The 14,892-nt window shown below is 71.2% G+C and carries 9 protein-coding genes and 1 pseudogene; 5 read left to right on the top strand and 5 right to left on the bottom strand.

What is annotated here, in order from left to right; genetic code table 11:
• Positions 1–245: 245 nt before the first annotated feature.
• A complete protein-coding gene (fdhF, locus tag ACZ7EG_RS34235; RefSeq protein WP_471087733.1) occupies positions 246–2,930 on the bottom strand; it encodes a formate dehydrogenase subunit alpha in 2,685 nt (894 codons plus the stop codon).
• Positions 2,927–4,609, bottom strand: coding sequence for an NAD(P)H-dependent oxidoreductase subunit E (locus ACZ7EG_RS34230; RefSeq protein ID WP_471087730.1), 1,683 nt, complete (start codon positions 4,607–4,609; stop codon positions 2,927–2,929). Before ACZ7EG_RS34230 ends, fdhF begins: the two co-directional genes overlap by 4 nt.
• A 638-nt stretch (positions 4,610–5,247) precedes the next feature.
• On the opposite strand from ACZ7EG_RS34230, the gene ACZ7EG_RS34225 reads away from it, so the two are divergent.
• The 5 genes and pseudogenes from ACZ7EG_RS34225 to ACZ7EG_RS34205 all read left to right on the top strand — a co-directional run bounded on the left by ACZ7EG_RS34225 (position 5,248) and on the right by ACZ7EG_RS34205 (position 11,468).
• Positions 5,248–7,632, top strand: a complete 2,385-nt coding sequence (locus ACZ7EG_RS34225) for a phosphoketolase family protein (RefSeq protein ID WP_471087727.1) — start codon at positions 5,248–5,250, stop codon at positions 7,630–7,632.
• Positions 7,633–7,836: 204 nt separating this feature from the next.
• Positions 7,837–8,535: a response regulator gene (locus ACZ7EG_RS34220; protein ID WP_471087724.1), complete on the top strand. Its 699-nt coding sequence runs from the start codon at positions 7,837–7,839 to the stop codon at positions 8,533–8,535.
• Between the two features lie 305 nt (positions 8,536–8,840).
• A complete protein-coding gene (locus ACZ7EG_RS34215; RefSeq protein ID WP_471087722.1) occupies positions 8,841–10,598 on the top strand; it encodes a sensor histidine kinase in 1,758 nt (585 codons plus the stop codon).
• A gap of 6 nt (positions 10,599–10,604) precedes the next feature.
• Positions 10,605–10,781 (top strand): annotated as a pseudogene (locus tag ACZ7EG_RS34210) (zinc-dependent alcohol dehydrogenase); the annotation flags it as partial.
• A gap of 246 nt (positions 10,782–11,027) precedes the next feature.
• The gene (locus tag ACZ7EG_RS34205; RefSeq protein ID WP_471087719.1) at positions 11,028–11,468 is read left to right on the top strand and encodes a pyridoxamine 5'-phosphate oxidase family protein; all 441 of its coding nucleotides are present in this window, start codon (positions 11,028–11,030) and stop codon (positions 11,466–11,468) included.
• Between the two features lie 211 nt (positions 11,469–11,679).
• Here ACZ7EG_RS34205 and ACZ7EG_RS34200 read toward each other — a convergent pair whose 3' ends face one another.
• The 3 genes from ACZ7EG_RS34200 to ACZ7EG_RS34190 all read right to left on the bottom strand — a co-directional run bounded on the left by ACZ7EG_RS34200 (position 11,680) and on the right by ACZ7EG_RS34190 (position 14,874).
• Positions 11,680–12,534, bottom strand: coding sequence for a carbohydrate ABC transporter permease (locus ACZ7EG_RS34200; protein ID WP_471087717.1), 855 nt, complete (start codon positions 12,532–12,534; stop codon positions 11,680–11,682).
• Positions 12,531–13,487, bottom strand: coding sequence for a carbohydrate ABC transporter permease (locus ACZ7EG_RS34195; protein WP_471087715.1), 957 nt, complete (start codon positions 13,485–13,487; stop codon positions 12,531–12,533). Before ACZ7EG_RS34195 ends, ACZ7EG_RS34200 begins: the two co-directional genes overlap by 4 nt.
• 76 nt (positions 13,488–13,563) lie before the next feature.
• Complete coding sequence (locus ACZ7EG_RS34190) at positions 13,564–14,874, bottom strand: ABC transporter substrate-binding protein (RefSeq protein ID WP_471087713.1); 1,311 nt, start codon at positions 14,872–14,874, stop codon at positions 13,564–13,566.
• Positions 14,875–14,892: the final 18 nt, after the last annotated feature.

Below are 14,892 nucleotides of genomic sequence, written 5' to 3'. Positions count from 1 at the left end.
GACGCTTGTGCAGGAGAACGAAAGGCGCTGGCGCGGGTTCGCGAGCTGCAGTCCGAGTGAGCCGGCGGCCGGGCTGTTCGACCGGGCTTCCGACCTGATGACTCGGTCAGCGACGCTTGTGCAGGAGAACGAAAGGCGCTGGCGCGGGTTCGCGAGCTGCGGTCCGAGTGAGCCGGCGGCCGGCGGAGGCTCTCATCGCGAGGGCCGGTTCGGGTGCCCATGGCCGAGTGCCTCGGACCGTCGCCTCACGGGGCGGCCACGCGGACCGCGGTGACCTTGTATTCGGGGCAGGACGTGACGGTGTCCGCATGGCCGGAGGTGAGCCGGTTCACGCCGCTCGCGGGAAAGTGGAAGGAGCAGAAGACCTGGCCGGGAGCCGTCTGTTCACTGACGCGGGCGATGAGCCGGGCCCTGCCGTGCCGGCTCTCCACGGTGACCCGCCCGCCGTTCCGCAGCTCGTACCGGACGGCGTCGTCGGGGTGGATGTCGAGGAAGTCGACCGGATCGAGAGCGAGATTGCCGCCCCGCCGGGTCATGCTGCCGGAGTTGTAGTGCGCCCAGCGCCGCCCGGTGACCAGGACCAGCGGATAGCCGTCGTCGGGCTGCTCGCCGGGAGGCAGGTAGGGGACGGCGGCGAGGTGGGCCAGGCCGTCCGGCGTGGCGAACCTCTCCAAGTACAGCTTGGCTTCTCCCGGCCGGCCGGGGGCGCGGCAGGGCCAGGGGACGGCGCCCTCGCGGTCCAGCCGGTCGTGGGAGAGCCCGGCGAAGACGGGTACGAGCCGTGCGCACTCGGCGAGGGCGTCGGCGGGTGTCGCGCAGCCCAGGCCGACTCCCATCGTGGTGGCGAGGGCCCGGACGATGTCGAAGTCGGTCCGGCTCTCTCCCGGCGGGGGAACGGCGGGGCGGACCCGCTGGAACCGGCGGTCGAAGTTGACGAAGGTTCCGTCCTTCTCCAGCCAGGAGGCAACCGGCAGGACGACGTCGGCGTGCCGGGCGGTCTCGGACAGGAACAGTTCGTTGCACACGACGAGCGGGCAGGCGTCCAGGGCCTCGGCCACCCGGTTGGCGTCGGGGTCGGTGGCGCAGACGTCCTCGCCGATGACCCACAGAGCCCGCAGGTCTCCCGACCGGGCAGCGGCGAACATGTCCGGGATCCGCAGACCGGGCCGTGCCGGGACCGGAACGCCCCAGACGTCCTCCGCCCGTGCGCGGACGGCCGGGTCGGTGACCTTGCCGTACCCGGGCAGCAGGTCCGGCAGGGCACCCATGTCGGAGGCGCCCTGCACGTTGTTCTGGCCGCGCAGCGGGTTGACCCCGTACCCCCGGTCGGTTCCCACGGCGCCGCGCAGGATCGCCAGGTTGGCCAGCGACCGCACCCCGTCGGTGCCGTGGAGGTGCTCGGTGACGCCCAGGCCGTAGACGATGGCCGGCCGCTCGGCCCTGCCGTAGAGGCGGGCGGCTGCGACCAGGTCCGTGGCGGGCACGCCGGTGATGTCCGCGACCCGGTCGGGCGAGTAGTCGGCCAGGAGCCCGGTGAGCTCGCCAAGCCCGGTGGCCCGCTCGTGCAGGAACTCCTCGTCGGTCAGCCCCTCGGCGAGCAGGACGTGCGCCAGTCCGTGGAACAGCGCGACGTTGGTGCCCGGGCGGGGCCGCAGGTGGACGTCGGCGTGCAGGGCGAGCCCGACCGCGCGGGGGTCGGCGACGACCAGCCCGGCTCCGTGCAGCACGCGCCGCAGCAGCCGGGCTCCGACCACCGGGTGGGCCTCGACGGGGTTGGCGCCGACCACCAGCAGACAGTCGGCCCGCTCGACGTCGTCGAAGGTGTCGGTGCCGCCGGAGAGCCCGAAGGACGCCGTCAGGCCGGCGGCTGAGGGGGAGTGACAGAGCCGGGAGCAGTTGTCGACGTTGTTCGTGCCGATGACGACCCGCATGAACTTCTGGACGAGATAGTTGTCCTCGTTGGTGGCGCGCGCCGAGGAGATCGCCGCCGCGGCGTCCGGGCCCCCGGCGTCGACGGCGGCACGCAGCCCCCGGGCCACATGGCCGAGCGCCTCGTCCCAGCCGACCGGCTCCAGCGTGCCGCCGCGCCGGAGCAGGGGCCGGGTGAGCCGCTCGGGGGACGTGCGGAAGCCGTGGGCGAAGCGGCCCTTGACACAAGCGTGCCCGTGGTTGACCGGGCCGTCCGGGGCGGGCAGCACCGCCGCGACCTCACCGTCCTGGGTGACCACGTCCAGGGCACAGCCCACGCCGCAGTAGCCGCAGGTGGTGCGCGTCCTGGCCGTTGGTGGGGACGCGGACGTGATCCCGCGCGCCGGTCCGGGCTGGATGATCGCTCCTGTGGGGCAGGTGTCGACGCAACCCCCGCAGGCCACGCAGTCCGACTCGGCCCAGGGCCCGCCGGTGCCCGGGGCCACCACCGTGTCCGCGCCTCTGCCGACCAGAGTGAGGGCGAAGGTCCCCTGCACCTCCGAGCACATCCGCACACACCGGCCGCAGGCGATGCACAGATCCCGGTCGAGATGCACGTACGGATGGGAGTCGTCCCCGCCCCGGCCCCCGGGACCCTGGGCCGTCTCGGGACCGATGCCCATCGACCGGCAGACATGCGCCAGTTCACTGAGATCGCCGTCGGCCAGCGCCCGGGGCGGCAGAGCGGAGACGATGAGCTCCACCGCGTCCCTGCGCAGCTGTACAAGATCCTCCGTCGCGGTGTCGACGCGGGTGCCGGGGGACGACGGGGTGACACATGCGGCCGCGACGCGCCCATCCGCCCGTACCAGGCACGTACGGCAGGACCCGGCAGGACTGAGCCGGTCGTCGGAGCAGAGCGCGGGCAGCTCGACCCCGGCCGCCCGCACCGCCGCGAGCAGCGAAGCCCCCTCGGGCACCTCGACCCCGGCCCCGTCGACCTCGACCGCGATCGTGGTCACGGGCCCCACCCCGCCAGTTGATCCCCGTAGACGCGGGCGAGACTCCGCAGGGCCGGCGGGATCCGCCGTCCGAAGGCACACAGACTGGCCTCGGCCAGGACCCGCGACAGCCGCTCCCACTCCCGACCCGGCGGACTCCCGGCGTCTGCCAGCTCCAGGCCGCGGCGCGAGCCGACCCGGCAGGGCGAACACGCCCCGCAGCTCTCGGCCGCCGCGAACTCCCAGACGTGCCGCAACACGTCCTGCGGCGCCACGCGCCGGTCGAAGGCCACCAGACCGGCATGGCCCAGGGCGGCGCCCCGAGCCGACAGGCCGGCCTCCGACAGAGGTACGTCCAGGGCATCGGCGGCGAGGAAGCCGCCCAGTGGCCCGCCGACCTGGAGAGCGGCGAGCTCGGCACCGTCCTTCAGACCACCGCCCAGCTCCGTGACGATCCGCAGCACGGGCGTGCCGATCTCGACCTCGTGGCAACCCGGCCGGGCGAACCGTTCGGAGAGACACACCAGCTTGGTCCCCGTCTCGGTGGGCGTGCCACGCCGGGCGTAGGACTCGCCGCCCCGCCGGACGATCCACGGCACGGCCGCCAGGGTCTCCACGTTGTTGACCACGGTCGGCGCGTCCCACAGCCCCCGCTCGGTCGGGTACGGCGGGCGCGGCCGGGCACATCCCCGGCCGCCCTCCAGCCCCGCGATGAGCGCGGTCTCCTCACCGGCGACGTAGGACCCGGCGCCTTCGACGATCCGGATGTCGAGCGCGGTGGCCGTACCGTGCACGGACGGCCCGAGATGGCCGTCGGCATACGCGCGCTCCACGGCTTCCCGCATCCGTGCCAAGGCGGCCGGGTACTCGGAGCGCACCAGAACCACGCCCTGGCGGGCCCCGCAGGCGAAGCAAGCCAAGGCCAGTCCCTCCAGCACCCGCGCCGGATCGGCCTCCATCAGCAGCCTGTCGGCGTACGATCCGGGATCCCCTTCGTCGCCGTTGGCCACGACCACCGCCTCTGGGGCCCGGCCGGCCGCTTCCCACTTCGCCGCCACCCGGAAACCCGCGCCGCCACGGCCTCGTAGCCCGGACACCGCGACCTCGCGGAGGACCTCGTCCGGGGCGCCCGTCACCGCCGCCGGCCACACCTGCCAGGAGGGCTCACCCGAGAGCACACCGCTCAGCAGAACGGGGTCACCGGTGTTGTCGGACGCGGGGATAGCAGGTGCTGACGGTGGCTCCCGCCCGCTGAGCTGCACGGCGAGCGTCGGACCTGTGCAGGGCGTGTCGCCGTCGAGCGCGGCGGGCCCCGCGTAGCAGTAGCCCAGACATCGGACGCCCTGCACCGACACGTCACCGTCCGGCGAGGCCGTGCCGGGGCCGGTGCCCAGCGCGTCCTCGACGTCTGCGAGATGCCGTCCGGCCTGGGCCGCGAAGCAGGCAGTCGCCGCGCACACCCGGACATGACGGCGGCTGTGCGGGGTGGCGAGGTCCGCGTAGTAACTCGCGGGTCCGAGCGCGGCGGCGGCAGCCAGTCCGACTCGGGTGGCGACAGCCGGAGCCCAAGCCTCGGGACCGTCCCCTGTTCCCGCCCTGGCCTCGGCCAGGGACTCGATCAATCGGTTTCCGGGCCGCCCGCGACGGCCGGCCAGGGCCCGGAACGCATCGAAACGGTCGGCAGGACCGACGGGAACCATGTCTTCATCGTGGAGCGCGCGGGGCGAGGGCGCATCCCGGCACCCGCCCGTCCCGGCTCTGCTGAAAGTCCGCCGAACCGATGACACCGGGCTCCCGCGGACTGAGCGGAACGGCGGGTTTTCTGCTCGGTTCCGCCTCCCATGCCGTCCTGGCCTCGTGCGAGCGGCCCCTCGTCCTCGTCCGTGCTGCCGAGCACGGCCAGGAGACGGTGCTGCCGGAGCCCTCGGCACGCGAAGTTCCCGACGTCACCGACCACCGTGACGTCGTCCTCGGCCTCGAACCGCACAAGCCGATGCCGCTCTCGTGGTGGTGGGGCGGAAGATCCGCCGGGCGGCGGCCGGCGCTCATATCGGGCCGGTGCCCCAGGCACTGCAGCATCATGGCGTCGCTCCCCTGCCCGCGCCCACCGCCCCGGGTTCGAGCCCGTGGCGGTGATCTCGCACGACTGACCGGAAGGAGTGGGTTTTCGTTGCCGTGATCGGGCCCTGTACGCGGGCTTCCTCTCGCGTATCCGACACGGTGTGCGCGACAGGGCCCGGTCGGCCCTGTCGTGCGCCCGGTGAACGGGGGAGGGTGGGACGCAGACCCGGCAGGAGCCCCCGTCGGCCCGAATCCTCGATCCGCAAGGGAACCCAGCATGCCCGTCGATTCGCAACAGGTGTCCGGTTCGCTCACAGACGAGGAGTCGAGGACGCTGGACGCCCATTGGCGTGCCGCGAACTATCTGTCCGTCGGCCAGATCTACTTGATGGCGAACCCGCTGCTCACCGAACCGCTGCGCCCGGAGCACGTCAAGCCGCGGCTGCTCGGTCACTGGGGCACTTCGCCCGGCCTGAATCTCGTGTACACGCACCTCAACCGGCTCATCCACTCCCGGGGGCAGGAAGCCCTCTGCATCTGGGGCCCCGGCCACGGGGGCCCGGCCGTGGTGGCCAACTCCTGGCTGGAAGGGTCGTACACGGAAACCTACCCGGACGTCACCCGGGACGCCGCCGGGATGGCCCGGCTGTTCCGGCAGTTCTCGTTCCCCGGAGGCGTGCCCAGTCACGTGGCCCCGGAGACGCCCGGTTCCATCCACGAGGGCGGCGAACTGGGTTATGCCCTCTCGCACGCTTACGGCGCGGCCTTCGACAACCCCGGCCTGTTGGTCGCCTGTGTCATCGGTGACGGTGAGGCGGAGACCGGGCCGCTGGCCGCCTCCTGGCACTCCGACAAGTTTCTGGACCCGGTGCACGACGGCGCCGTCCTGCCGATCCTGCACCTCAACGGCTACAAGATCGCCAATCCCACGGTGCTGTCCCGGCTGCCGGAATCCGAACTCGACGACCTCCTCAAGGGGTACGGCCACGATCCGATCCATGTCACCGGCGACGAGCCGGCCGCCGTCCACCGGGCGATGGCCCACGCCATGGACGCCGCCGCGGACCGTATCGCCGGTATCCAGCGCGCCGCTCGCGAGGACGGGGCGACCGAGCGGCCCCGCTGGCCGATGATCGTGCTGCGCACCCCGAAGGGCTGGACCGGCCCCGCCGAGGTCGACGGCCTTCCCGTGGAGGGGACCTGGCGAGCCCATCAGGTCCCGCTGTCCGCCGTCCGGGACAACCCCGACCACCTGCGGCAGCTCGAGGAGTGGCTGCGCTCCTACCGACCGCAGGAGCTGTTCGACGAACACGGAGCGCCTCGCCCCCACGTCCTGACGTGCGTCCCCGACGGCGCCCGCAGGCTGGGGTCCACGCCGCACGCCAACGGCGGCCTGCTGAGGCGCGAACTTCCCCTGCCACCACTGGAGCGGTACGCCGTCCCGGTCGACAAACCGGGCGCGACTCTGCACGAACCCACCCGCGTACTCGGTGACCTGCTGGAGAACGTCATGCGCGCGACCGCCGACCGGCGCGACTTTCGCCTGGTCGGCCCGGACGAGACCGCCTCCAATCGCCTGCAGGCCGTCTACGCCGCGAGCGGCAAGGCATGGCAGGCCGGCAGGCTCGACGTGGACGAGCACCTGGACCGCCATGGCCGGGTGATGGAGATCCTCTCCGAACACACCTGCCAGGGCTGGCTGGAGGGCTACCTCCTCACCGGCCGGCACGGGCTGTTCTCCTGCTACGAGGCGTTCGTCCACATCGTCGACTCCATGGTCAACCAGCACATCAAATGGCTACGTGTGACCCGCCGCCTGCCCTGGCGCGCCCCCATCGCCTCCCTCAACTACCTCCTCACCTCCCACGTGTGGCGCCAGGACCACAACGGCTTCTCCCACCAGGACCCCGGCTTCGTCGACCACATCCTCAACAAGAGCCCCGAAGTGGTCCGGGTCTACCTGCCGCCGGACGCCAACACCCTGCTCTCCGTGGCTGATCACGCCCTGCGCAGCCGCGACTACGTCAACGTGATCGTCGCCGGCAAGCAGCCCTGCTTCGACTGGCTGACCATGGAGCAGGCCAAGGCGCACTGCGCGCGCGGCGCCGGCATCTGGGACTGGGCCGGCACCGAGAGCGGCAAACACGAACCGGACGTGGTGCTCGCCGCAGCCGGTGACGTCCCCACGCAGGAGGTACTGGCCGCCGCACAGCTGCTGAGGAACCACCTGCCGGAGCTGGCCGTCCGGGTCGTGAACGTCGTCGACATCGCCCGGCTGCTGCCGAGCGCGGAACACCCCCATGGAATGACCGATTTCGAGTACGACGGCCTTTTCACCCCCGACAAGCCGGTCGTCTTCGCCTACCACGGCTACCCGTGGCTGATCCACCGGCTGGCCTACCGCCGCACCGGCCACAGGCATCTGCACGTGCGCGGCTACAAGGAGATGGGCACCACCACCACACCGTTCGACATGGTGGTCCGCAACGACCTGGACCGCTACCGGCTGGTCATGGACGTCATCGACCGCGTCCCCGGCCTCGCGGTGCGTGCGGCGGCCGTACGTCAGGAAATGGAGGACGCGCGGCTCCGCCACCTCGCGTACATCCGCGAGCACGGTGTCGACCTGCCCGAGGTCGCCGACTGGTCGTGGGACGGCTGACAGGAGCCGGGCGGGCCCGGGCCGCGGACATCGGATCCGCTGTCCGGCCGCTGCCGTTCGGCGGACCGGGTAAGGGGCCAGTTCCGCGGGCACGGTCTCAAGGCCCACTGACGCGGCCGGGAACGGGGCCGACCGGCCCTGGACCGCGGCCACCCCGGGCAGAAAGGATTCCGACACGGGCCGAGGCATTGCGAGGGGTGTTCGATGACGCACAGCGAGCAGGACGGCAGTACGGGAAGTCCGATCAAGGTCTTCCTCCTGGACGACCACGAAGTGGTGCGACGCGGGGTGCACGACCTGCTGGACGACGAACCGGACATCACCGTTGTCGGAGAAGCGGCGACGGTGGAACAGGCGCTGGTGCGGGTCCCCGCCCTGCGCCCCGACGTGGCCGTCCTCGACGTGCGCCTGCCCGACGGAGACGGTGTGACCGTCTGCCGTGAACTGCGGTCGCAGATGCCGGACCTGGCCTGCCTGATGCTGACCTCTTTCGACGACGAAGAGGCCCTGCTGGACTCGATCATGGCGGGCGCGGCCGGCTACGTCCTGAAGCAGATCCAGGGCTCGGACCTTGTCTCGGCCGTGCGGACGGTGGCCCGCGGCCAGTCCCTGCTGGACGCCAGCGCCACGACCAAGCTGATGGCACGCCTGCGCGGCGGCGGACAGCAGCCGGCCGAGGAGCCGGAGGTCCTGCCGGGTCTCACCGACCGGGAACGCGAGATCCTGGAACTGATCGGAGAGGGGCTGACCAATCGGCAGATCGGTCAGCGGCTCTACCTGGCCGAGAAGACGGTCAAGAACCACATCTCCCGGCTGCTCGCCAAGCTCGGCGTGGAACGTCGGATCCAGGCCGCCGTCATCGCCACCCAGGCACGGGACCGCATGCGGTCGGAAGGCCGGTAGGGGAATCGGCCCGCCGGCGGCCGCCGTACCCGGCATCCCCAGGGGGCCGAAGGTCCCGCAGTCCATCCCCGCCCGGCCCATGCCCGGACGGACACCCCTGGCCGGTACGACAACGAGTGGGGCTGCACCGACCGCCTGCTCGACCTGACCTCGTACGTGACGGCCCGACGGCCCCGGTACTGACGGTTCCGGCCAGCCGGCCGGCACAGCGGCGCCGATTCCATGGGGTCCCCCTGTTCAAGGCGCTACCGTGGCGGTCGAACTGTACGGCCGCCGGCACGGGGCAGGGCGTTGGAGGATCAGCCTTGGAGAACGCCGAAGGAGCGCGCGAGGCGCGGGTACGACTGCCACAGCTGCGGCTGGACGAACTGCTGGAGGAGCTGCAGGCTCGGCTGGACGCGGCGCGCGGCACCCGGGACCGGGTGCACAACCTCCTGGAGGCCGTGCTGTCGGTCGGCCGTGAACTGGACCTGGAACAGGCCCTGTACAGCATCGTGGAGGCCGCTGCGGCGCTGGTCGACGCGGAGTACGCGGCGCTCGGCGTCATCGGCCCCGACGGCAAGCGGCTGTCGGCCTTTCACACGGTGGGCGTGGACGCGGAGCAGATCGCGCGGATCGGACCCTACCCGGAGGGCCACGGCATTCTGGGCGAGCTGATCCGCCACCCCGAGCCGCTGCGCCTGGCCAAGCTCTCCGAGCACCCCGCCTCCTATGGATTCCCGGCCCACCACCCACCGATGAACACCTTTCTCGGTGTTCCGATCCGGGTACGGGACCAGGTCTTCGGCCACCTGTACCTGACGGAGAAGCGCGGCGGGCAGCAGTTCGACGAGGACGACGAGTCGGTGCTGGCGACGCTGGCCGTGGCGGCCGGCGTGGCGATCGACAACGCCCGTCTCTACGAGGAGTCCCGGCTGCGGGAGCGCTGGCTCCAGGTGAACGCGGAGATCACCCACACGCTGATGTCCGGCGCCGACCAGGGCGGGGTGCTTCCGCTGATCGCCGAACGGGCCAGGGAGATCACCGCGTCCGCCCTGAGCGTGGTGGCCATGCCGGTGAGCGGGACCAAGACGCTGGCCGTGGAACTCGCGATCGGCCAGGAGGCCGACGTCTGGCGCGGAATCGTCCTGCCAGTGGAGGACACTCTCATCGGGCAGGCGTTCGTCCGGCGGGCACCTGTCAGTAGCCCGGACATCTCACGCGACTCCCGGGTTTCGACCGGTCCGCCACGCTTCGATGGGCTCGGGCCGGCGGTCGCGGTGCCGATCGGCTCGGGCGACGAGGCCCGCGGTGTCGTTCTGCTGGTACGGCGGTCGGGCGGTCAGGAGTTCTCCGGGAAGGAGACCGAGCCGCTCCAGGTCTTCGCCGCGCAGGCCGCCGTCGCGATGGAGCTGGCCGAACGCCGGGAGGACGCCGAACAGATCGCCCTGCTGGAGGACCGCGACCGGATCGCACGTGACCTGCACGACCTCGCCATCCAACGTCTTTTCGCCACCGGCATGACCTTGCAGAGCGCCGGACGCCGTGTCCAGGACGACATGGCCTCCGAACGGATCCTGCGGGCGGTCGACGACCTCGACGAAACCATCAAGATCATCAGGTCGACCATTTTCGGGCTGCGCTCCCGCGACGACGACCCGGCGCCCGGCCTGCGCTCCCGCGCGGTACGCGCGATCGGCGAGGCCGCCCCTCTCCTGGGCTTCGCTCCCAGCGTCCGCATGGAGGGCCTGCTCGACACGCACGTGCCCGGTCAGATCGCCGACCACGTCATGGCCGTCCTCACCGAGTCCCTGACCAACATCGCCCGGCACGCCGACGCCGACCGTGCCGACGTCGTACTGGACACGGACGGCAAGCAGGTCCGCCTGACGGTCACGGACAACGGCGTAGGCATTCCGAACGGAGGCCGCCGCAGTGGTCTGACCAACATGGCCGAGCGAGCACAGAAGCTGTGCGGCGGCATGGAGCTGGAAAGTCCCGGCGGAAAGGGAACACGACTGGTGTGGCACGCGCCGCTGGCGCAGTCCCCGGGCACCGCGGAAAGCGGCCGGCCCGCCCGGTGACGCACCGCGTCGGCGGGCGAGCCGGTACCCGAGGGCGTCAGCGCCCTCGACGCCGCTCCGCTCACCTGTGCGGGCGTCACCACCTGCCAGGCGCTCAAGGTCGCCGACGTCCGGCCCGCCCAGCTCGTCGCCATCTCGGGCGTGGGCGGACCGGGCCACCTCGCGGTGCGGTACGCGAAGATCGGCACGTCCGAAGAGACGAGCGGCCCGTGAGAGAACCCGCATGAAGGACGACCCGTCGCACGGACCTCCGGCTCACGCGCTGCCCAAGGACGGCACCACCGTGAAAGGAGGCGGACGGGGCGAGCCCCACCGAGGCGAGGGCCGTTCCGCGACAGGTCAGGGACGGTCGGCCCTCGCCGCCGGCCGCTTTCCACGTGAAGGATGGGAGGCCGCGCACCGGACGACACACGGAAAGACGACCGGCTGATGTACCGCAACGACGGATTCCGCGAACTGAACCGGCAGGAAAGCCTGTGCCGGCTGGCCGATGCGTCCGTGGGCCGCATCGTGCACACCCGCAATGCGCTGCCCGCCGTCCTGCCGGTCAACTTTCTCCTGGAGGAGAGCGGTGCCGTGCTGCTGCGCACGTCGGCCTCCTCGGAGCTGGTCCGCGCCATCGACGGGGCTGTGGTCGCCTTCGAGGCGGACGAAGTCGACGCTGCGGCGCACTCCGGCTGGAGCGTCGTCGTCACCGGCCTCGCCTCGGTGGTCACCGATCCCGAAGAGCACGCGCACCTGGTCCGTACCGGTCCCCGTTCCTGGGTGCCCTGGCCCGTGGAGGTCTTCGTGCGCATCGAGCCGGAACTGGTCACCGGCCGGGAGCTGTTGGGCGGACGCACCCTTTACGGACTGAACCTGCCGTCGTGAACCGTCCTCCGCGCGAGCCGCCACGGCGCAGGGGGCGGCGGCGCCTCTCCGTGCCCGCCTCCAACCGCCGTGAGTGCCCGGCTGAGACGGCCCGTTCGGCCGGCCCGAGCGAGCCGTTCGGCCCACCCGGGGAGCCCACGGGCAACCGGGCGGACCGGAGGGAGCGGGCCGGGGCGTGCGGGGAGTCGCGCCCCGGAGATCGTGGGCCCCGCTACTTGACGGCGCCGCTGGTGATGCCGGCGACGATCCGGCGCTGGGCGATGACGAAGACGGCCACCATCGGGAGGCTCATCATCACGACGTAGGCGAAGATGAGGTGCCAGTTGTTCAGGTACAGCTGGGCGCTCGCGACCTGGTAGAGGTTGAGCGGGAGCGTGGCCTTCTCCCCGCCGCCCAGCACGAAGAACGCGTAGAAGATGTCGCTCCAGGCGAAGAGCATCACCATGATCGTCGCGGTGGCGATGACGGGGCGCAGGAGCGGCAGGATCACCTGGTAGAAGACCCGGGCCGGACCGGCGCCGTCCATGCGCGCGGCCTCCTCCAGTTCCTCGGGGAGGTTCCGGATGAAGCCGGTCATGAAGAAGATCGATGTGGACAGGTACATCCCCGTGTAGACCGCGATCATGCCCGGCCGGGTGCCCGCCAGGCCGAGCTGACGCAGTTCCATGACGATGGTGATGACGGCGGGCGGCAGCAGGAGGCCGCTGATGCTCAACGCGTACAGCGTGCCGGCCAGGCGCCCCTTGCGGCGGGCGAAGACCCAGGCGGCGCCGGCGCCCAGCAGCAGCACGAGGACCACGGAAGGCACCACGACCAGCAGGCTGTTGACGAGACCCTGGACGACCTTGCCCTGGTCGAAGGTCTGCTGGTAGTTCTCCGCGGCCTGCACCTGGTGCGGCAGCGTGAGGTTGGGCTTGATCGCCTCCGCCTGGGGCTTCACGGAGGTCACCGCGACGAGCCAGAGCGGGATGCCGATGGTGACGGCCGCGATGAGCAGGACGGCTGCCGGCTGCAGCCGGCGCGGGGCGCGCCGGCGGGCGGGAGCGAACACGCTGGCGGCGGTCACTGGTTGTTCTCCCTCCGGCGCAGGCCGACGATCACGGGCACGGCGAGGACGACGACCACGAGGAAGAGCACCAGGCTCATCGCGGACGCCTGGGCGTACAGGCCCTGGCCGAAGATGCGGAACATGTAGATGTTGAACACCTCCGTCTCGCTTCCCGGACCACCCCCGGTGGTGGCCTGGACGATGTCGAAGGTGTTCATGGAGCCGATCAGCGCGGTCGTCACGTTGAACGTCACCGCGGGCGCCAGCAGCGGGAACCGGATCGACCAGAAGGTGCGCCAGGCGCCCGCCCCGTCGATCCGGGCGGCCTCCAGCACGTCGCCGGGCATGCTCTTCAGGCCCGCGAGGTAGATCAGCATGGCCAGGCCCATCCACTTCCAGCCGTGGACGAGGGTCACCACGACCAGGGTCCAGGTCGTCGACCCCAGCCAGGGCGTGTCGACCTGGTGCCCCGCGAGGGTGGACAGCACGCTGTTGAGCGCCCCGTCCTGCGCGAGCAGGGCCCGGAAGATGTAGCCCACGGCCAGGGCGGAGATCAGTACGGGCAGGAAGAACACCGCCCTGAAGAAGCGGTTGAAGCGGGTGTCCCGCTCCAGCAGCAGGGCCAGGCCCAGACCGAAGCCGTTCTGGAACACGGCCACCAGGACCGCGTACTCCAGCGTGATGCGGATGTCGCGGGCCATCGAGCCGTCGTCGAGGATGGTCTCGAAGTTCGACAGGCCCACGAAGCCGATCTGCGGATGGAACGCCGACCAGTCGGTGAACGGGTAGACGAAGTTCAGCAGGTTCGGCAGCAGGAAGAACGCTCCGAACACGGCGAGCGCGGGGAGCGCGAACCACCACGGCTGGTCGGCCCTCCTGCGGACGCGCTCGCGCCGGCCGCGGCGGGGCGATGCGCTCAGGTCTTTCGGGCGCATGGCGTCGATGGCGCCCCTGGTGGCGGTGTCCACCACTTTCTCACCTCCGAATGCGGACCCCGGGCGCACCGCCGACGGCGGCCCGGGAAGCGGGCTGGCGGAAGGGCGCCGGTCAGAAGCCGGAGACGCCGCGCGCCTTGAGTACCTGCTCGAACTGGTCCTGGGCGGCCTGGGCGACCTGCTGGGGCGACTTCTTGCCGTAGATCATGTCGGCGAGGGCGAGGTGCATGTCGGGCGCCGTCAGTGCCTTGACCTGGAAGACGCCGGTGGCGGAGGACAGCGCCTCGGCCTGGGCGATCGCGGTCTGCGGCAGACCGCCGGGGTCGGGCACCGACGGCTGCACCGAGACGAGCTTGTTCGCCTTGATGTAGTCCGGGTAGTCCGTGCCGAGCCAGAAGGAGAGGAACTGCCGGGCGGCGTTCTGCCGCTTGGTGTCGCCGGTCTTGAAGGCGACGACGCCGTTGGTCTGGTCGGGCGAGTACTCGGCCTTGGCGGCGCTGTTGGCGATGGGGAACCAGCCCAGCTTCCTGTCCATCTCCTCCGTACTGGAGGTGGCCTGTATCTGGGACTGGAGCGAGGTGACGTTGAGAGCCATCGCGGCACTGCCGTCCATGATCGCCTTGCCCTGGTCGACGAACGTGGCCGTCTTGTAGTTCTTCTGCGCCAGGCCGCCGTCGAGGACCTTCGTCTTGTACGTGGTGATGGCGTCGACGATGGTCTTGTCGGTCCAGCTGTCCTTGTTCTCGTTCAGCTTGTCCCAGAACGTCTGCGGCAGATCCGTCATCTGCACCTGGACCTGCCACTGCAGGGGCCACTTGTCGCCGCCGACCTCGAAGAAGGGGGCCACGCCCGTCTTGGACTTGATCTTCGACGCGGTGGCGAGGAGGTCGTCGTAGCTCGTCGGCATCGTGGTGATGCCGGCCTTCTTGAAGACGTCCTTGTTGTAGTAGACGCCGAGGACCGCCGGGCTGGTGACGATGGCCGCGTAGCGGTGGCCGTCGACCCGGCCGAGGCCCTGCTCCGTCTTGCCGAGCTTCGGGACCCAGTCCTCGTTGTCGAGCCGGAGCAGGTTCTGCTGCGGCTGGATGAACGGCAGTGTGCTGCCCGTGGGCTGCCAGAACATCAGGTCCGGCTTGACGCCCGAGGCGAGCTTGGTCGGGACGTTCGACTCGTAGGGGTCGGGAATGACCTCGGTGTTGATCTTGGCGCCGGTGGCCTTCTCGAACGCCTCGATGGCCTGCTCGGGCTGCCCGACGCTGTTCTGGGCCGTCCACATGGTGAGTTCCACACCCTTGAGGTCGGCGGTCGGGTCGACCGATCCCTCGGGAGCGGCACCGGTTCCGCCGGCGGTGCTGTCGCTGCAGGCGGTGGCGGTCAGGCCGAGCAGACAGGCGGTGACAAGGACGGAGACGGCTCTTCTCATGGCGAGATCCTCGGTCGT

Source organism: Streptomyces sp. NPDC037100 (assembly GCF_055606225.1).
Note: the sequence above shows the minus strand (reverse complement) of the source record. Positions and strands in the feature narration are given on the sequence as shown.

Coding starts and splice junctions, on each gene's coding strand:
- ACZ7EG_RS34205 (WP_471087719.1), top strand. CDS start 11,028: ATGTACCGCAACGACGGATTCCGCGAACTGAACCGGCAGGAAAGCCTG.
- ACZ7EG_RS34225 (WP_471087727.1), top strand. CDS start 5,248: ATGCCCGTCGATTCGCAACAGGTGTCCGGTTCGCTCACAGACGAGGAG.
- ACZ7EG_RS34190 (WP_471087713.1), bottom strand. CDS start 14,874: ATGAGAAGAGCCGTCTCCGTCCTTGTCACCGCCTGTCTGCTCGGCCTG.
- ACZ7EG_RS34220 (WP_471087724.1), top strand. CDS start 7,837: ATGACGCACAGCGAGCAGGACGGCAGTACGGGAAGTCCGATCAAGGTC.
- ACZ7EG_RS34230 (WP_471087730.1), bottom strand. CDS start 4,609: ATGGTTCCCGTCGGTCCTGCCGACCGTTTCGATGCGTTCCGGGCCCTG.